General features: G+C 66.3%; 17 protein-coding genes. 14 read left to right on the top strand and 3 right to left on the bottom strand.

The features are described from left to right. Positions 1 to 42 precede the first annotated feature (42 nt). The 6 genes from IOC61_RS04680 to IOC61_RS04655 are packed head-to-tail and all read left to right on the top strand — an operon-like array spanning position 43 to position 4,961. Positions 43 to 822: a DUF3450 domain-containing protein gene (locus tag IOC61_RS04680; protein WP_324254682.1), complete on the top strand. Its 780-nt coding sequence runs from the start codon at positions 43 to 45 to the stop codon at positions 820 to 822. Beyond that, entirely contained in the window at positions 819 to 2,213 is a 1,395-nt protein-coding gene (locus IOC61_RS04675) for a MotA/TolQ/ExbB proton channel family protein (protein WP_195687707.1), read from the top strand. Before IOC61_RS04680 ends, IOC61_RS04675 begins: the two co-directional genes overlap by 4 nt. Beyond that, a complete protein-coding gene (locus IOC61_RS04670; protein WP_195687706.1) occupies positions 2,194 to 2,730 on the top strand; it encodes a MotA/TolQ/ExbB proton channel family protein in 537 nt (178 codons plus the stop codon). Before IOC61_RS04675 ends, IOC61_RS04670 begins: the two co-directional genes overlap by 20 nt. Continuing rightward, positions 2,723 to 3,133: an ExbD/TolR family protein gene (locus IOC61_RS04665; RefSeq protein ID WP_195687705.1), complete on the top strand. Its 411-nt coding sequence runs from the start codon at positions 2,723 to 2,725 to the stop codon at positions 3,131 to 3,133. The genes IOC61_RS04670 and IOC61_RS04665 overlap by 8 nt, the downstream gene beginning before the upstream one ends. Further along, complete coding sequence (locus IOC61_RS04660) at positions 3,130 to 3,876, top strand: energy transducer TonB (protein WP_195687704.1); 747 nt, start codon at positions 3,130 to 3,132, stop codon at positions 3,874 to 3,876. Before IOC61_RS04665 ends, IOC61_RS04660 begins: the two co-directional genes overlap by 4 nt. Before the next feature lie 17 nt (positions 3,877 to 3,893). Further along, complete coding sequence (locus tag IOC61_RS04655) at positions 3,894 to 4,961, top strand: hypothetical protein (protein ID WP_195687703.1); 1,068 nt, start codon at positions 3,894 to 3,896, stop codon at positions 4,959 to 4,961. Here the strand turns inward: IOC61_RS04655 and dinG are convergent. Further along, entirely contained in the window at positions 4,914 to 7,058 is a 2,145-nt protein-coding gene (gene dinG, locus IOC61_RS04650; protein WP_195687702.1) for an ATP-dependent DNA helicase DinG, read from the bottom strand. The two genes, IOC61_RS04655 and dinG, sit on opposite strands and share 48 nt — an antisense overlap. Positions 7,059 to 7,064: 6 nt before the next feature. After that, positions 7,065 to 8,339 (bottom strand): ATP-dependent RNA helicase RhlB, encoded by a 1,275-nt coding sequence (gene rhlB, locus IOC61_RS04645; protein WP_229332921.1) that lies wholly within the window; start codon positions 8,337 to 8,339, stop codon positions 7,065 to 7,067. A gap of 132 nt (positions 8,340 to 8,471) precedes the next feature. Here rhlB and IOC61_RS04640 point away from each other — a divergent pair, with 132 nt between their 5' ends. Both IOC61_RS04640 and xthA read left to right on the top strand, forming a co-directional pair. Further along, a complete protein-coding gene (locus tag IOC61_RS04640; RefSeq protein WP_195687700.1) occupies positions 8,472 to 8,729 on the top strand; it encodes a hypothetical protein in 258 nt (85 codons plus the stop codon). Next, on the top strand, positions 8,729 to 9,565 hold the full coding sequence (xthA, locus tag IOC61_RS04635) for an exodeoxyribonuclease III (protein ID WP_195687699.1): 837 nt from the start codon (positions 8,729 to 8,731) through the stop codon (positions 9,563 to 9,565). The genes IOC61_RS04640 and xthA overlap by 1 nt, the downstream gene beginning before the upstream one ends. A 95-nt stretch (positions 9,566 to 9,660) precedes the next feature. Here the strand turns inward: xthA and IOC61_RS04630 are convergent, their stop codons facing one another. Further along, positions 9,661 to 10,737, bottom strand: coding sequence for a 3-deoxy-7-phosphoheptulonate synthase (locus tag IOC61_RS04630; RefSeq protein WP_195687698.1), 1,077 nt, complete (start codon positions 10,735 to 10,737; stop codon positions 9,661 to 9,663). A gap of 323 nt (positions 10,738 to 11,060) precedes the next feature. Here IOC61_RS04630 and rpoE point away from each other — a divergent pair, with 323 nt between their 5' ends. The 6 genes from rpoE (at position 11,061) to lepB (ending at position 17,901) form a co-directional block, all read left to right on the top strand. Further along, positions 11,061 to 11,666: an RNA polymerase sigma factor RpoE gene (gene rpoE, locus IOC61_RS04625; RefSeq protein WP_195687697.1), complete on the top strand. Its 606-nt coding sequence runs from the start codon at positions 11,061 to 11,063 to the stop codon at positions 11,664 to 11,666. A gap of 189 nt (positions 11,667 to 11,855) precedes the next feature. After that, entirely contained in the window at positions 11,856 to 12,581 is a 726-nt protein-coding gene (locus tag IOC61_RS04620) for a sigma-E factor negative regulatory protein (protein ID WP_195687696.1), read from the top strand. A 13-nt stretch (positions 12,582 to 12,594) separates the two neighbouring features. Further along, positions 12,595 to 13,566 (top strand): MucB/RseB C-terminal domain-containing protein, encoded by a 972-nt coding sequence (locus IOC61_RS04615; protein ID WP_195687695.1) that lies wholly within the window; start codon positions 12,595 to 12,597, stop codon positions 13,564 to 13,566. A gap of 113 nt (positions 13,567 to 13,679) precedes the next feature. Continuing rightward, a complete protein-coding gene (locus tag IOC61_RS04610) occupies positions 13,680 to 15,095 on the top strand; it encodes a DegQ family serine endoprotease (protein WP_195687694.1) in 1,416 nt (471 codons plus the stop codon). Between the two features lie 156 nt (positions 15,096 to 15,251). Continuing rightward, positions 15,252 to 17,069, top strand: a complete 1,818-nt coding sequence (lepA, locus tag IOC61_RS04605; RefSeq protein WP_195687693.1) for a translation elongation factor 4 — start codon at positions 15,252 to 15,254, stop codon at positions 17,067 to 17,069. Between the two features lie 28 nt (positions 17,070 to 17,097). Next, the gene (gene lepB / locus IOC61_RS04600) at positions 17,098 to 17,901 is read left to right on the top strand and encodes a signal peptidase I (RefSeq protein WP_195687692.1); all 804 of its coding nucleotides are present in this window, start codon (positions 17,098 to 17,100) and stop codon (positions 17,899 to 17,901) included. Positions 17,902 to 17,908: the final 7 nt, after the last annotated feature.

Here is a 17,908-nt window from a genome sequence, read left to right as displayed (position 1 = left end):
GAGCATCCGTTCGCCATTCGTCACGGAGCCAGGGAGCCTGACGTGAAGAGGATTCGATCCACTCTGTTATTGGGGGCTGCTGGCCTTCTGCTCGTCACCACACCCCTGATGGGGCAGGAGCTGATAGAGGAAGCCAGCGAGGCACAGCGTGTTCAGGCCGAGTTGCAGGTGCGCATCGATGCCGCCGATGACGCCAGTCGCGAGATGCTGGCCGAGCTGCGTCGCCTGGAAGCCGAGACGCGACGCCTTCGGGCGGACAGCGAGAGCCTGACGCCGCGTCTCGAGCGCCAGGCCGAGCGCCTGGCGACCCGCGAAGCGGCCCTGGATGCCCTGGTCGAGACCCGTGAAACCTTGCCGGCGGTTGAGCAGGGGTTGTTGTCGCGGTTGAGGGCCTGGGTGGAGGGTGACCTTCCCTTCCTGAAGCAGGAGCGTCTGGCACGGGTCGAGGGACTCGAGAGTGGCATGGCAGATCCCGACCTTTCCACGGCGCAGCGCCTGGACCGCACCCTGGCCGCCTGGCGCGCCGAGCTGAACTATGGTCGCGAGCTCGATGCCTGGCGCGGCACCCTGGAGGAGGGGGAGGTGCGCCGAGAGGTGGACTTTTTCCGCCTGGGTCGCGTGGGGCTCTATTATCTGACGCCCGATGGACATCAGGGCGCCGTTTGGCGCTCCGACGAGCAGCGCTGGCAGCCACTGGCTGAGGCCGAGCGAGTCGAGCTGCGCCATGGGCTGCGTATCGCCCGCGACCAGCGGGCGCCGGAGTTGCTTACCCTACCGGTCTCCCACCCGGTGACGCCGGTCGACGCGGAGCACGTCTTATGAATACCAGCATCAAGAGCAACCCCAGTCTGAAGCGTGTCGTGGCACTGGTTCTGGGAGCTGTGCTATTGGCGACGATGCTGCCCGCGGCGGCCCAGAGCGATCCGTTGACCACCCTGCGCGCCGAGCGGGAGGCCGCGGAGGCGCGGGATGCCGCGCGGCTGGCCGAGCTGGTCGAGGACCGTGATGCACTGGAAGCGGCCCTGGAGGAGGCGCGGCAGGCTTATGCCGAGGTCGAGTCGCGACATGCCGAGCTCGAATCCCGTCAGGCCGAGCTGCAGTCTCGCCGAGAGGCCCTCGATAGCCGCCAGGCCGAGCAGGGCGACGACCTGACGGCGGTGCTGAAGGTGCTGGCCCGCCATAGCGGAGAGCTGCGTGATGCCCTAGCCGAGAGCTGGCTTACCGTGGGCGGTGCCGAGCTGCCGCCGCGACTGAATGACGTCGAGGTGTTGCGCCCCGAGCACCTCGAGAGTCTCGCCGATTCCCTTATTGCCCTGACGGTCGAGACCGGCCGCATACGCGCCTTCGAGGCTCCGGTGGCTGCCAACAGCGGTGAGATCGCACCCCGCGAGGTCGTGCGGCTGGGGGATCTGGCAGCCTTCGCCGCCGGGGATCTGCTCGAACGTGGCGCCGAAGAGGGCGCACTGGCCACGGTGACGCGTACGCCCAACGAGGTGGCCCAGCAGCTTGCCGCCTTCCAGGCAGGCGAGGGCGAGCGCATCGCCCTGGACCCGACCGGAGGGCAGGTGATCGAGGCCCTGGCACAGCGCCCCAGCCTGCAAGAGCGTTTCCAGCAGGGGGGCGTCGTCGGTTATGTGGTGGTGGGCCTGGGCGCCTTTGGCCTGTTGGTGGCGCTGTTGCAGTATGGCTACCTGCTCAGGGTCAGCGTGGCGCTGCGTCGTCAACTGACGACGCTGGATCAGTTGCGTGATGACAACCCCCTGGGCCGTGTGTTGCTGCGCTTCCGGGCGCTTTCCGATGATCCCATGCCGGAAGCGCTGGAGGCACGTCTCGACGAGGCGGTGCTGGCCGAGCTGCCGCGTCTAGAGAGGGGCCAACCGCTGGTCAAGCTGCTGGCCGCGGTGGCTCCGCTGCTGGGGCTGCTGGGCACCGTCACCGGGATGATCGTGACCTTCCAGGCCATCACCGTCTTCGGCACCGGCGACCCACAGCTAATGGCGGGCGGCATCAGTCAGGCACTGGTGACGACCGTGCTGGGGCTGATCACCGCGGTGCCCCTGCTGTTTGCCCACACCGCCCTGGCCGGCCGCAGTCGTCAGCTGGCCGGCGTGGTGGAGGGGCAGGCCAGTGCCGCCCTGGCCGAGCGACTGGAGCATCGCCGCCCCGCCATTACCGCCAAGGAGAAAGGGCCGCATGCTGCCGCTATGGCTTGAGCCCCTGGCACGGCTGATTGACGCCGGTGGCGTCGTGCTGGTGGGCATCGCCGCCGTGGCGGCGCTGCTGTTCAGCCTGGCGCTGGAGCGGGTGCTGTTCTTTCGACTCACTTATCGGCGTGCTCGGCGCAGGCTGGTCCGGCGCTGGGCACAGCGCGCCGACCACCATAGCTGGAGTGCCCTGACCGTTCGCGAGGTGTGGGCCAGCGAACTGATCGCCCGGCTGCGTCGGCCGCTGCCCTGGCTCAAGCTGCTGGTGGCGCTCTGCCCGCTGTTGGGTCTGCTGGGCACCGTCACCGGGATGATTACCGTCTTCGACAGCCTGGCGCTGAGTGATACCAGCCAGGCACGCGCCATGGCCGATGGCGTGGCTCGGGCCACCCTGCCGACCCTGGCGGGCATGGCGGTGGCGGTGGTGGGGCTGCTGTTTACCACTCGGCTGGAACAGGTCATTCGGCGCGAGGATCAGCGGCTGCATGACCGACTGGCCCGTGCCGTGGAGGAGAACGATGCGTAGACGCCGTACGCTTGCCGGTGACGCCGGGGATAGCGGTGAGATCAATCTGACCCCGATGCTCGACGTGGTCTTTATCATGTTGATCTTCTTTATCGTGACCACCAGCTTTATCAAGGAGAGCGGGGTGGAGATCGACCGCCCCGAGTCGAGTGCCGCCTCGCCCCGGCCGGATGCCCAGCTGATGGTGGCCATCACTCCCGAGGGAGCGGTGTGGGTCGACGGCGAGCCGGTGGATGCCCATCGCGTCGGCGACGCCGTGGCCGGCCTGGTCAGCGATGAGGGGGGCGTGGTGATCCAGGCCGACCGCGAGTCGACCACCGGGCTGCTGATCGAGGTGATGGATCGTATCCGCCAGGCCGGTGTGGACAATGTCGCCGTGGCGGCGACTCGAGGGTCGTCATGAGGCGAGTTCTGCTCTCGGTGCTGGCCGGTGCCGGCATGGCACTGCTGCTGTTCTGGCTGCTGGCGCTGCTGGTCTCTCCCCCTGAGCCGGATATCGAGGTACAGGAGATGCGCCTGACGATGACAGAGCTGGCGCCGGAGCCGGAGCCCGAAGCGGCTGAACCTGTCAGCGAGCCCCCTGCCGTGATGCCGCCTGCCGCCACGCCACCGCCACTGCCGGAGCCGGCACCCGTGCCGAACACCGCTCTGGCCCTGCCCGAGCCGGAGTTGCCGGCCGAGGAGCCGGCGCCAGTCGAGCTGGACAGCTCGCTTCCCGAGCTGGCCGAAGTGTCCCCTGAACCGCCGCCCGAGCCGCGTCAGGAGCCTCGAGCGGAGCCGGCCCCAACTCCGGCCCCCGCGCCTGCCCCCACTTCGACGCCCTCCTCGGCGGCAGCGAGTCCCGCCGAGGCGGTGGCCAAGCCCGTCAGTCGCGAGCCGGTCGACGTGGGCCAGATCGCCCCCACCAGTCGCGTGCCACCCGAGTATCCGTCTCGGGCCCAGCGCCGTGGTCTCGAGGGGTATGTCGAGCTTGCGTTCGTCATTCGGCCCGATGGCAGCGTGGATCCGGGCAGCATCAAGGTGCTCTCGGCGCGACCCACCAGCGTCTTCGACGAGGCGGCGCGCCGGTCGGTGTCGCGCTGGCGCTTCGAGCCGGCCCAGGGGCTTCGGCGGGCACGCCAGCGCCTGGAGTTCAAGCTGAGATGAGTCGCGAGGAGACTCCCATGCGCTACACCCTGCTCTCTTTTTCCGCTTTGCTGTTCTGCTGGCTGGTGGGCGTTCCGCTGGCCCAGGCGGCTCCTCCGCTCAAGGCCAGCTTTATCGACGACCTCCAGCAGCTGGAAGTGGCACTCCAGGAGGGGGAGGCCGCGGCGGTGGAGGCGCGTGCCCTGGCCCAGGCACGGCGCCTGGCCGGGGGCAATGCCGGCGACCGCTGGGCGCAGGCCCTCTACCTGCAGCTAGCCGCCGGCGCGATGATGCAGCAGGAGGAGCCTGTGGCGGCAGCGAACTACCTCGCCGAGGCGCGCGGTGTCGAGGGCATCGAGGCGCAGCAGCACGATCGTTGGCTGCGCGACGAGGCTCGCCTGCGGCTGGCCGCCGGCGATCGCGAACGGGGGAGCGAGCTGTTGGCGGAGTGGCTGGGACGTCACGCGGGCGAGCCGCGCGATTACTGGCAGCTGGCGCGCTCCCTGGCACACCTCGAGCGCTGGGAGGAGGCCGCCGATCGGGTGCAGCAGGCGCGGGAGCTGGCGCCGCAACTCGACGATCGCCAGCGTGCCCTGGCCAGTGTCGTGCTGCGCCGCGCCGGCCGGGACGAGGCGGCGCTTTCCCTGCTCGCTAGCGGGCTGACCGAAAGCCGCGACCCGGCGCGCTGGCGCGAGGCGGCGGCCCTGGCTCAGCGGCTGGGCGATGCCGGGCGAGCGGCCGCCATCTGGGAGGCGGGCTGGCGTGCCGGCCTTCTGAGTGGCGCCGAGGATCTGCGCCGCCTGATCGAGCTGCACCTCGCCGGCGGTACCCCGGCGCGTGCCGCCGAGCACCTCGAGGCGGCACTGGCGTCGGGTGAGCTTGCGGACAGCGAGGCGAATCGACGGCTGCTGGCCCAGGCCTGGGAGCGGGCTCGCGATCGCGAGCGGGCACTGGCCGCCTGGCGGGAAGTGGCGAAGCGCAGTGGCAAGGACGACGACTGGTCGAGGCTCGACCGGCTGGCCCACGCCTGGGGGCATGACGAGGCGGCGGAAGAGTCCTTATGGCTCCTGCCGCACCCCATCGATCTCGCGTACGAAGGGCGGTAGGGAGTCGAGTAGCGCCCGGCCGTAGCGGCGGGTCAGCACGCGACGGTCGAGCAGGGTGATGCGGCCGTGGTCCGATTCCTTGCGGATCAGGCGGCCACAGGCCTGCACCAGCTTGATGGAGGCATCGGGCACGCTGATGCGCATGAAGGAGTTGCCGCCGCGACTCTCGATCCACTCCGCCAGGGTGGCACCCACCGGATCATCGGGCACCGCGAAGGGCAGCCGGGTGATCACCACATGGGTGAGGTAGTCCCCCGGCAGGTCGATGCCCTCGGCGAAACTGGCTAGCCCGAAGATGATGCTGCCTTCACCGGCATCCACCCGCTTGCGATGGCGGTTGATCAGTTCGCGCTTGGGGAGGCGGTCCTGGGCCAGTACCCGTTCGGCCAGATTCTTGGGCAGTGCCTTCTCCACGGCGCGAAGCTGGGCTCGGGACGAGAACAGCATCAGCACCGCCTCCTGGCGTTCGAGACCGTTGACGAAGTCGACGATGGCCCGCTCGTGGCCTTCGCGGTCGGCCGGGTCGACGGCCTCCCTGGGGACGCTGAGCACCGCCTTCGAGTAGTCGAAGGGGCTGGGGAGTCGCTGGTAGCGGTAACGATTGGCGAGGCCGGCGCGCTCCTGCAGACGCTCGAAACGCCCCAGGGCAGTGAGCGTCGCGGACGTGACCACGGCGCCGAAGGTGGTGCCCCACAGGCTCTTGGCCAGGGTATGGGCGGCCGAGACGGGACTCGCCGAGAAGGTCAACTCGGGCTCGCCGCCGAAACGATCGAGGGTCAGCCAGCGGGCCCGCGGCGGTTCACCCTCGGGGTCCACCTCGGTAAAGGCCTGCCACAGGGCGTGGGCCTCCAGGGCGCGTCCATGCAGCAGCGCCACCAGCGGTAGCCACGCCTCGGCCGCCTCCCGCGGCAACCCGGTGTGCTTGTCGGGGTCGAGGCTCTCGCGCAGGATATCGGCCATGCTCTCGAGGGTGCGGGAGAGCTCGGCAAACAGCGTGACCAGTGCCGCGGCATGCTCGCGCAACGCCTCGGGAGCGCGCCCCATCTCGAAACGGTGCTGGTGAAACTCCTCGCCGTCACCAAGCCCCTGAGGGCGTCCGGCCAGCTGGTGGCCCAGGGCGAAGGCCTCCCCCAGCCGTGGTTCGGCGGCATCCATCGCCTGGGGGAGGCTGGCCAGCAGCCGCGCCAGGGTGGCTTGCCCCCCCAGGGCGGCATTGAGCTCGGTGAGCGACTTTCTGAGATTGCGGAGCCAGCGCAGGCCCGCGTTCACGCCGAAGCGATAGGTAAAGTGGTTGAGGGCCTTGTCGGGCAGGTGGTGGCCTTCGTCGAACACATGGATGCAGTCACCCGGGTCGGGCAGCACCACACCGCCCCCCAGGGAGAGGTCGGCCAACACCAGGTCGTGATTGGCGACGATGATGTCGGCCTGCTCCATATCGCGCCGGGCGCGAAAGAAGGCGCAGGCCCCGAAGTGGCCGCAGCGACGGTTGGTGCACTGGCGGTGGTCCACGGTGAGGCGACGCCAGTGCTCGTCCTTGATCGCCTCGGGCCAGCTGTCGCGGTCACCCTCCCAGCGGCCATTGCCGTAGGCATCGCCCATTGCCTTGACCAGCGCCTGGAAGTCGTCGCCACCGCTGTCGAGCGCCTGCTCGAACATCGACAGGGTAGGGTTCTCCTCGCCGCCGTCGAGCGCCTGGTCGAGGCGTGCCACGCACACATAGCGGCCACGCCCCTTGGCCAGGGCGTAGCGGAAGTCGATACCGCTATGGGTCTTGAGTGCCGGCAGATCCTGGTGCAGCACCTGCTCCTGGAGCGCCACGGTGGCGGTGGAGAGCACCAGTCGCTTGCCGCGGGCCTTGGCCACCGGCAGGGCGGCCAGCAGGTAGGCGAGGGTCTTGCCGGTGCCGGTGCCGGCCTCGAGAACACAGACATGCTCGTCGCTGACGCGCTTGCCGGTCTCATCGGCCTCGATGCCCGCCAGGGTGCGGGCGATCTCGGCGATCATCAGTCGCTGACCGTAGCGGGGCGTGAGACCCAGGCCCTCCAGCGCATGGCGGTAGGCGGTCTGGATCTCGCCTTTCAAGGCCTCGTCAAGCATCGTGAGTTACAGAAGCCCTTCGGGCGGATGCTCGCAGGGCAGCTTGTCGTCGATATAGCGCTCGATCTCGGGCAGCGAGAAGGCGTCCTCCTCGCCCACGAAGCTGATGGATACCCCCTTGGCGCCGGCGCGGCCGGTGCGGCCGATGCGGTGGACGTAGTCCTCCGGATCTTCCGGCAGGGTGTAGTTGATCACGTGGCTGACATCCTCGATATGGATGCCACGGCCGGCCACATCGGTGGCCACCAGGACCTGGATCTCGCCGGCACGGAACTTCTCGAGGGTCTCGATGCGCTGGTTCTGGGGGACATCGCCGGAGAGCATGGCCACGTCGATGCCCGCCTTGCGTAGCAGCTCATCGAGCTTGCGCACCAGGTCGCGGCGGTTGCCGAACACCATCACCCGGTCAAAGCTCTCCTGCTGGAGCAGCTTGACCAGCAGGCGCTGCTTCTCCGCATCGCCGACCATATAGACCCGCTGATCGATGTCGGCGGCGTTGTCGACGGTGACGGCGATCTCGACATGGGCCGGCTCATGGGTCCACTGGCTGGCCAGCTGGAGGATATCCTCGGTGAAGGTGGCCGAGAACAGGAAGGTCTGGCGCTCCTCCTTCTTCGGCGTATGGCGGATGATCCGCTTGACGTCGGGGATAAAGCCCATGGAGAGCATGCGGTCGGCTTCATCGAGGACCAGCACCTCGACCTGGGTGAGGTCGACATCGCGCTTCTGATGGAAGTCGAGCAGGCGACCCGGGGTGGCCACCAGGATATCGAGCTTGCCGTCGAGGGCCTCGCGCTGCTTCTGGTAGTCCATGCCGCCCACCACGCTTGCCACCTTGAGGTCGGTAAAGCGTGCCAGGGCCTTGGCGTCCTTCTCGATCTGCAGGGCGAGCTCGCGGGTCGGTGCCACGACCAGCGCGCGGGGTGCGCCCGGCTTCTGGCCATTGGGGCGCTCCTCCTCGAGGAAGTAGGCCAGGATCGAGATCAGGAAGGCGGCGGTCTTGCCGGTGCCGGTCTGGGCCTTGCCGACGATATCACCGCCGAGCAGGGTGTGGCCGAGGACCTCGGCCTGGATCGGGGTGCAGTACTCGAAGCCCAGCGCGTGGATGGCTCGCATCAGCGGCAGGGGCAGGTCGAAGTCGTGAAAGCGCCACTTGCCGGCCACCGGGGTGACCTGGAACTGGCGCAGATCCCAGTTCGACTGGCGACGGCGCGGCTTGCGACGACGACGCTTGGGCTTGCGGTTCTCGGCCGGGGCCGTGGTCTGTTCCGACTCGCTCATAGGCTTGCTGTCTTTCCGTGTCGATAGGGTAGTCATGTCATGCAAACGGGTATTGTACCAGTCTATGCGACGAAGGGCGCGTCTCACCGCGCAGGGCTGATAGAATGCGCGTCACAGCAGAGGAGTATGCCCATGACACGTCGCAAGAAGACCCGTTCGCTGGCCGACAAGGTGCAGATTCGTACCGGTCGGCGCAAGGACTACAAGAAGTGGCGCCACGAGAATCCCGACCAGGTCACCTCGTCGACCCGCTACACCCAGAAGAAGCGTCAGCAGCGCAAGCTTCAGGCCGCCCGCAAGCAGGCTCGCCAGGAGGCCGGTCAGGAGATCGCCATTCACCCCGAGCGCGAAGGCGGCGAGGGGCCGGAGCCGGGAGGAACGTCGAGCTGATGCGTCTGGTATCGTTCAATATCAATGGCATTCGTGCGCGCCTTCATCAGCTGGAGGCATTGGTCATGGCCCAGCGGCCGGCGCTGATCGGTCTGCAGGAGACCAAGGTGCAGGACGCCGAGTTTCCCCGCGAGGCGGTGGAGGCGCTGGGCTATCGAGTCGTCTACCATGGCCAGAAGGGGCACTACGGCGTCGCGATGATGCTCGATACGGCCCAGTGCGGCGAGCCCGAGGCGGTCCACTACGGCTTTCCCGATGACGCTGATGAGGCTCAGCGCCGCATGATCGGCGTGACCCTGCGGCTATCAGACGGTGAGCCGCTGAGGGTATGGAATGGTTACTTCCCCCAGGGCGAGAATATCGAGCACCCGCTGAAGTTCCCCCACAAGCGGGCGTTCTATGCCCAGCTGGGGTCGCTGCTCGAGCGCCACCATCGCCCCGACGAGCGTCTGGCGGTGATGGGCGATTTCAATATTTCGCCCGAGGATATCGATATCGGCATCGGCGAGGCCAATCGCAAGCGCTGGCTGCGCGAAGGCAAGACCAGTTTCCAGCCGGTGGAGCGTGAGTGGCTGGCGGGTATCAAGGCCTGGGGCCTGGTGGACAGCTACCGGCTGCACTATCCCGAGGTGGCCGACCGCTACAGCTGGTTCGACTATCGCTCCAAGGGATTCGATCGCGACCCGAAGCGAGGCCTGCGCATCGACCATATCCTGGTGACCGCGCCGCTGGCGGAGAAGGTGGTCGACGCCGGCATCGACTATGAGCTGCGCGGCATGCAGAAGCCCTCCGATCATGCCCCCGTATGGGCCGAGCTTTCGCTGCCGAAAGCGTGATGGCATAACGAGAAAGCCCACGCCGCGGACGGTCGTGGGCTTTCGTGGTAGGCGCCTGCACCGGGTGAGTGGGCCGGCGCCATCGGCCGTGTCGATCAGCGCTCGATACGCTTGGCCAGGACCGGTGCCAGCTTCTCGTTCATCTCCTTGAATGTCTGCTCGGTGGTCTCCCAGTCGATGCAGGCATCGGTGATGGAAACGCCGTACTGGAGCTGGTCGAGATCCTCCGGCAGCTTCTGGTTGCCCCAGCCGATATTGGACTCGACCATCAGGCCGATGATCGAACGGTTGCCGTCGAGCAGCTGGTTGGTGACGTTCTCCAGCACCAGCGGCTGCAGCGCCGCATCCTTGTTGGAGTTGGCGTGGGAGCAGTCGATCATGATGTTGGGCTTGATGCCGGCCTTGTTGAGCTCCTGCTCTGCCAGTGCCACGCTGACGCTGTCGTAGTTGGGCTTGCCGTTGCCGCCGCGCAGCACCACGTGGCCGTAGGCGTTGCCGCGGGTGCGAATGATGGCCACCCGCCCCTTGTAGTCGATGCCCAGGAAGTTGTGCGGATGGGCCACCGACTGCAGGGCATTGACCGCTACACCCAGGCTGCCGTCGGTGCCGTTCTTGAAACCGACCGGGCAGGAGAGGCCCGAGGACATCTCGCGGTGTGTCTGGGATTCGGTGGTGCGTGCGCCGATGGCCGACCAGCTGATGCAGTCCTGAATGTACTGAGGCGAGATCGGGTCGAGTGCCTCGGTAGCCAGCGGCAGGCCCATCTCGGACAGCTCCACCAGCAGCTTGCGGGCCGTATGCAGGCCCTTCTCGATCTCGAAGGAGCCATTCAGGTTGGGGTCGTTGATCAGCCCCTTCCAGCCGACGGTGGTGCGCGGCTTCTCGAAGTAGACGCGCATCACGATATACAGGCTGTCCTTCACCTCGTCGGCCAGGCGGCGCAGGCGGCGAGCATAGTCGAGGGCGGCATCCACGTCGTGGATGGAGCAGGGGCCCACCACCACCAGCAGGCGCGGGTCTTCGCCGTCCAGGATGCGCTGGATGGTATGGCGCCCTTCGATCACGGTCTGCTCGGCGACGTCGGTAAGCGGAATCTCCTGCTTGAGGGCTTCCGGGGTGATAAGCACGTCCTGGGAGAGGACGTTGAGGTTGCTGACCTGTTGATCTGTCATGCGATTTCCTGTGGGTCGTGTCTGCGCTGAAGGCCTGACGGCATGGTTGTTTTGGCTCTACTATACACCGGCCGGGGTAGGCCGGATCAATCACGGGAACCTGCGAAGGGCTGCCGGTGTCATAGCGGCCGCGTCCGGTGAAGATCCGCGGCTTGATGGATGAACAGGAAAAGGGAACACTTGTGCGACTCTTGATGATGGTCTTTGACCCCCAAACGCCCAGGCTTCAGGTAGACGCTATGCAAGCACGCCGTATTGTTGAAGTTTCCATGCCTTCCGGACGACGCTCCCTTTCCCGTCGTTTGATGACGGGGAGGGGTTAGATGGGCGCCAGGGAAACCGACCAGCAGCTCGTCGAACGGGCCCAGAAGGGGGATACCCGCGCCTTCGACCTGCTGGTGAGGAAGTATCAGCACAAGATCATCGGCCTGATCGGGCGCTATGTGCATGATCATGCCGAGGTGCAGGATGTCGCCCAGGAGGCCTTTATCAAGGCCTATCGTGCCCTTGGCAAGTTTCGTGCCGAGAGCGCCTTCTATACCTGGATGTATCGAATCGCCATCAACACGGCCAAGAATCATCTGGTCTCCAGGGGGCGGCGCCCGCCCGGCAGCGACCTGGATATCGTCGATGCCGAGATCCTCGACCAGAGTGGCCGCCTCTCCGACACCGAGACCCCCGAGTCGGCCATGGCCCGCGACCAGCTGAAGGGGGCCATCTTCGAGGCGATCGAGGGCCTGCCCGATGACCTGCGTACCGCGATCACGTTGCGAGAGCTGGAGGGCCTCTCCTATGAGGATATTGCCACCATCATGGAGTGTCCGGTGGGTACCGTGCGCTCGCGGATCTTTCGGGCACGAGAGGCGGTCGACCAGCATATCCAGCCGCTGGTGACCACCTCGCGCAACCGTGAACCGGTGGGCGAGTGATGCTCGGCAGTAATTTGTCGATTTATTGTCGATTCGCTGAACTGACCGATGCTTTTGGCGTCTCAAGCAGTGTTCGACCCGCCAACGGCGGTTCAGAGTGTCGGCATTCGTGGGGTGGCTACCGTGAATGTCGATATCTGGGTGATAACGGATGCAAGGCCGGGGCCTTGCCAGGTTGAGGTGTAAAGAATGAGTCAGAACGCACGGGAATCGCTTTCTGCCCTGATGGACAACGAGGGCGACGAGCTGGAACTTCGCCGCGTGCTGAAATCGCTGAGTGATGAACCCGATGCCGCCGACGCGTGGCGACGCTACCATCTGATGCGCAGCCTGATGAGGCAGGAGTCGGATGTGGATGTCAGTGTCGACCTGTCGGCGGGCATCCTGGCGCGCCTCGAGAGTGAGCCGGCCCCCGTCCTCGATGAGGGGCATCGCGACGATGAGGTTCGGCCAGCTGCCGTTCGCCGCTCACTGCCGCTGGCACGTAGCGCCGGCATTGCCGCCGCGGTGTCGTTGATGGTGATCACCGGAGTGCAGTTCTACAACGGTGGCGGCCTGCCCGGCGGGGGAAGCCCGTCTGCCGAACTCGCCGGAGGCACCCCGGAGGGCGCCACCCAGGCGTCGCCCGCCAGCCTGGCAGCCACCGGCATGCAGCGTCCGTCATTGGCGGACCTGCCGCTCTTCCAGTTGCCCCAGGGAGGCTCCAGCGGCCTGATGACCGTTGGCGCCGGCATGCAGAGCACGCCGATGTTCCTGGCTCCCAGCCAGCGGCAGTCGTTGATGGCCGATGAGGAGCAGGCGCGCCTGTTGCAATCCTACCTGGATCGTCACGCCGAAGGGACCGCCTACCGCAGCGGTGATGCCTGGATGCCGCTGCTGCGCGCCAGCGGTGGCGACAGCCTCGGTCAGCGCTGACGGGAGGGCGGCGATGCGCGTCTTTCGCAGCTGCGCCATGGTGCTTCTGCCGCTCCTGCTGGCGGCGGCTGCTCCTTCGGTCGTCGCCCTGGAGGCCACTCCCGATGATGACCGTTTCGACTGTCGTCTTCTCGCCACGGAGCCGACCCCGCAGACCGCCCGCGACTGGTACGAGCTCAATCTCTGGGCCGGCCACTGCTACCGCTACGATGCCCACGCGGTGCGCATCGGTTTCGATGGGGTGCGCACCCTCGTGATCAGTCACGACGTCAACGATGGGGTCGAGCGGGGCAGGGCGCGCTTCCTGGATGGTCCCCCCGAGGCGTTCGAGCGGCGCAGTCGCATCGGGCGCCTGGGCTGGTCGGAGGGCGGCTCGGCCCCCACGACCCCGGCCGGCATCGCGGCGAAGATCTCGTCTCACTACCGCTTGAGCCTGGCAGGTGAGGAGCGTATCGCCAACCGGCGGGCCTATCGTCTGGATATCTCGCCGCTCGACAGCTTTCGCTACGGCAAGCGGCTGTGGCTCGATGCCGAGACCGGCCTGACCCTCAAGCAGAGTCTGCTCGATGAGACCGGACGCGCGGTGGAGACCTTTCAGCTGACGGTGCTCGAGCGGCCACGGCTGCACCAGGGCGAGGTGAGCATCGACGCTCCCCGCGAGGCGCCTCGAGATGCCTGGCGCACCGGCTGGCTGCCTGCCGGGTTCAGCCCTCAGCCAGTGGAGACGCACAGTGGGCGTCATGGCAGCGACGTGACCCACCGCCTGTTCAGCGACGGCCTTTCCACCTTCAGTCTCTTCGTCGCGCCACTCGGCGAGATCGAGCCCCTGGCCCCCGGGCTGCACCGGCTCGGCGTCTCTCATGCCGTTGTGCGACACCGCGACCTGGACGGTACCCCGCGTCAGGTGGTGGTCATGGGGGAGATGCCGCCACGGGTGCTGCTGCGGGTTGCCGATGGCTTGAGCTGGACCGCCGCGGACTCCTGATGCGGTGACGCCGTGATATTGTCATTACGCTTTTCGCAGTGCCTATTTCAACCTGGTTCATCCCAACTCGATTCATTCCAACCCTGTTCATCCCAAGCTACGCAGGAGCCAACATGATGCGAACGCTGCGACACTTCTCCCTATGGATGCTGCTGGCCGTGACGCTGATGGCCTGGCAGGGGGCCATGGCCCGTGAGCTGCCCGACTTCACCGAGCTGGTGAAGGAGGCGGCACCCGGTGTGGTGAATATCTCGACGACCCGCATGGTGCAGAGCCGCAATCCCTTCCAGGGATTCGGTGGCGAGGAGGTTCCCGAGATCTTTCGTCACTTCTTCGGCGATCGCTTCCCGATGCCGCCGGACCATGGGTCGGGAAGGCCTCAGGAGCGTCAGTCGCTGGGTTCCGGCTTTATCATCAGCGAGGATGGCTACATCATGACCAATGCCCATGTGGTCGATGGTGCCGACGAGATCCTGGTGCGCCTCAATGATCGCCGTGAGCTGCCCGCCGAGCTGGTGGGCAGCGACGAGCGTACCGATGTGGCGGTGCTCAAGGTCGATACCGAGGACCTGCCCACACTGCGCCTGGGTGACTCCGATGGCCTCCAGGTGGGTGAGTGGGTCGCGGCCATCGGCTCCCCCTTCGGCTTCGATCATTCGGTCACGGCGGGCATCGTCAGCGCCATCGACCGAACCCTGCCGCGGGATGCCTATGTGCCGTTTATCCAGACCGACGTGGCCATCAATCCGGGCAACTCGGGTGGCCCGCTGTTCAACCTCGAGGGTGAAGTGGTGGGGATCAACTCCCAGATCTTTACCCGTAGCGGTGGCTTCATGGGGCTGTCGTTTGCCATCCCCATCAATGTGGCCATGGACGTGGCCGACCAGCTGCGCAGTGACGGTGAAGTGCGGCGCGGCTGGCTGGGCGTGATGATCCAGCCGGTATCGCGCGACCTGGCGGAGTCCTTCGGCATGGACGAGCCCCGCGGTGCGCTGATCGCCGATCTGGACCCCGAGGGCCCGGCGGCCGAGGGCGGCCTCCAGGCCGGCGACGTCATTCTCGAGGTTGACGGCGCCCGGGTGCATGACTCCAGCACCCTGCCGCGGCTGATCGGGCGTACCGCCCCGGGGAGCGATGTCGAGCTCGAGCTGATGCGTGACGGCAAGCGTCGCTCCCTCGAGGTGACGCTGGGGGACTGGCCCGACAGCGGCAGTGCCGCCGAGGAGAAGGGGGGTGACAGCCAGCAGGCACGCCTGGGGATCACCGTGACCGAGCTGGACGACGCCGAGCGCAAGCGTCTCGGGATCAAGGGTGGTGTGCGCATCGCCTCGGTCGACCCCGCCGGGGCCGCTGCAAGAGCGGGAGTGCGGGCCGGTGATATCCTGGTCAGCATCGATCACCGGGACATAACCGACGCCTCACAGCTGGTCTCCCTGGCGCGTGATCTACCCACGGATCGTGCCGTTCCGGTGCGCCTCTATCGTGATGGTCGTTCGCTGTTTGTCGCGCTGCGCCTGGCCGGCGACTGATCCTCTCTCGACGCCAACTCACCAGCAGCCCGACGGTCTTCCCGTCGGGCTGCTGTATCTGGCACCGGCATACCGGTACAATGCGCCTATCCTGGCCGCCGGCCAGCGTTGCTGTGCCCGGCCCCGGCCCGAACTCTATTCAGGTAGAAGTCCCCGATGTCTCAAGACGCCTCCTTCGACAAGCTCAAGCATATCCGTAATTTCTCGATCATCGCCCATATCGATCACGGGAAGTCCACACTGGCCGACCGCTTGATTCAGACTTGCGGCGGCCTGACCGAGCGCGAGCTCAAGGAGCAGGTGCTGGACTCCATGGACCTTGAGCGCGAGCGGGGCATCACCATCAAGGCGCAGTCGGTCACCCTCGACTATCACTCGCCGGACGGGAACACCTACCAGCTCAACTTTATCGACACCCCCGGGCACGTCGACTTCTCCTATGAGGTCTCGCGTTCGCTGTATGCCTGTGAGGGCGCGCTGCTGGTGGTGGATGCCGGGCAGGGGGTCGAGGCACAGTCGGTGGCCAACTGCTACACCGCCATCGAGCAGGGGCTCGAGGTGTTGCCGGTGCTGAACAAGATGGACCTGCCCCAGGCCGATCCCGACAAGGTCTCCCACGAGATCGAGGAGATCATCGGCCTGGACGCCACCGATGCCTGTCAGGTCTCGGCCAAGAGCGGACTGGGCATCGATGCCCTGCTGGAGCGTCTGGTGCGCGATATTCCGCCGCCCAAGGGGGACCCGGGTGGCCAGCTTCAGGCGCTGATCATCGACTCCTGGTTCGACAACTATCTGGGTGTGGTATCGCTGGTGCGGATCTTCGACGGTACCCTGAAGAAGGGCGAAAAGATCCGTATCAAGTCCACCGGTCGCGACTGGCAGGTCAACGAGGTGGGTATCTTCACCCCGCAGCGCCACCAGACCGATGTGCTGCGTGCCGGTGAGGTAGGCTTCATCGTGGCCGGCATCAAGGAGATCCAGGGGGCACCGGTGGGCGATACCATCACCCACACCAAGACGCCGGATGTGGCTCGCCTGCCTGGCTTCCAGAAGGTCAAGCCCCAGGTCTATGCCGGCATGTTCCCGGTCAGTGCCGATGACTACGAGGATTTCCGCGACGCCCTGGAGAAGCTGGCGCTCAACGATGCCTCCCTGGAGTACGAGCCGGAGAACTCCGACGCCCTGGGCTTCGGTTTCCGGGTCGGCTTTCTCGGCACCCTGCACATGGAGATCATTCAGGAGCGTCTCGAGCGCGAGTATGATCTGGACCTGCTGACCACCGCGCCCACCGTGGTCTACGAGCTTGTGCTCAAGGATGGCGAGGTGATCTATGTCGCCAACCCCTCCAAGCTGCCCGATATGGCCGACGTCGAGGAGATGCGCGAGCCTATCGTGCGCGCCAGCATCCTGGTGCCCCAGGAGTTCGTCGGCAATGTCATCACCGAGTGCGAGCAGCGCCGCGGTACCCAGAAGGACATGCAGTTCCTGGGTAGCCAGATCCAGCTTACCTACGAGCTGCCCATGTCAGAGGTGGTGATGGACTTCTTCGACCGCCTCAAGTCGATCTCCAAGGGCTATGCCTCGCTGGAGTACAACTTCGAGCGTTTCGAAGCCGCCAAGCTGGTGCGCCTGGATGTCTTGATCAACGGCGACAAGGTCGATGCCCTGGCGGTGATCATTCACCGCGACCATGCGCACTCCCGCGGGCGCCTGCTGGTGGAGAAGATGAAGGAGCTGATCCCGCGGCAGATGTTCGACGTGGCGATTCAGGCGGCCATCGGCGGCCAGGTGGTGGCCCGCTCCACCGTCAAGGCACTGCGCAAGAACGTGACCGCCAAGTGTTACGGCGGCGATGTGTCCCGCAAGAAGAAGCTGCTCGAGAAGCAGAAGGCGGGCAAGAAACGCATGAAGCAGGTGGGCCGGGTGGAGATTCCCCAGGACGCCTTCCTTGCCGTGCTCAGGGTCAACGACTGATTCCACCAGCTAGGGACAACGAACCGCCATGGACTTCTCACTGCTGTTGGTGATTGCCGTTGCCGTCACCGGCGTGATTACCCTGCTCAACTATTTCTGGTGGCGTCCGGCGCGTCGCCAGTCACTGCAAGCCGCCGAGGCCGGGACCACCGAAGGCCTGCCGTCCAATGCCCGCGAACAGGTGCTGAAAGAGCCCTGGCCGGTGGACTACGCCCGCTCGTTCTTTCCGGTGCTGCTGGTGGTGCTGGTGCTGAGAAGCTTCGTGGTGGAGCCGTTCCAGATCCCGTCAGGCTCCATGCGCCCGACCCTGGAAATCGGTGACTTCATCCTGGTCAACAAGTTCGCCTACGGGCTGCGCCTGCCGGTGGTGCATACCGAGATCGTCGATCTGGGTGAGCCCGAGCGTGGTGATGTAATGGTGTTTCGCTTTCCCAGCGAGCCCTCGGTCAACTTCATCAAGCGAGTCGTCGGCCTCCCCGGTGATCGCATCCGTTACGAGGGCAAGCAGCTTTATGTCAACGGAGAACCGGTGCAAAAGTCGTTGCTGGCCGAAGGGCCGGCCGAGGCGCCGGGAGAGTTGATGTATGCCGAGCAGCTGGGCGAAGTGGAGCACCGCATCTACAATAATCCGCGGGACCTCGGTCCCCAGATGCGCGAGCTGGTCGTGCCGGAGGGGCATTACTTCACCATGGGTGATAATCGCGACCACTCCAACGACAGCCGCTACTGGGGGTTTGTGCCGGAAGACAATGTGGTGGGGCGTGCCTTCGCCGTATGGATGCACTGGGATGACGGCCTGCCGAGCTTCACCAGCATGCGACTCATTCACTAGGCTTTGT

It is taken from the genome of Halomonas sp. KAO, from assembly GCF_015595025.1.
Taxonomy (GTDB): domain Bacteria; phylum Pseudomonadota; class Gammaproteobacteria; order Pseudomonadales; family Halomonadaceae; genus Halomonas.
The sequence above is the reverse complement of the archived record's forward strand: the minus strand, read 5'-3'. Positions and strand labels throughout refer to the sequence as shown.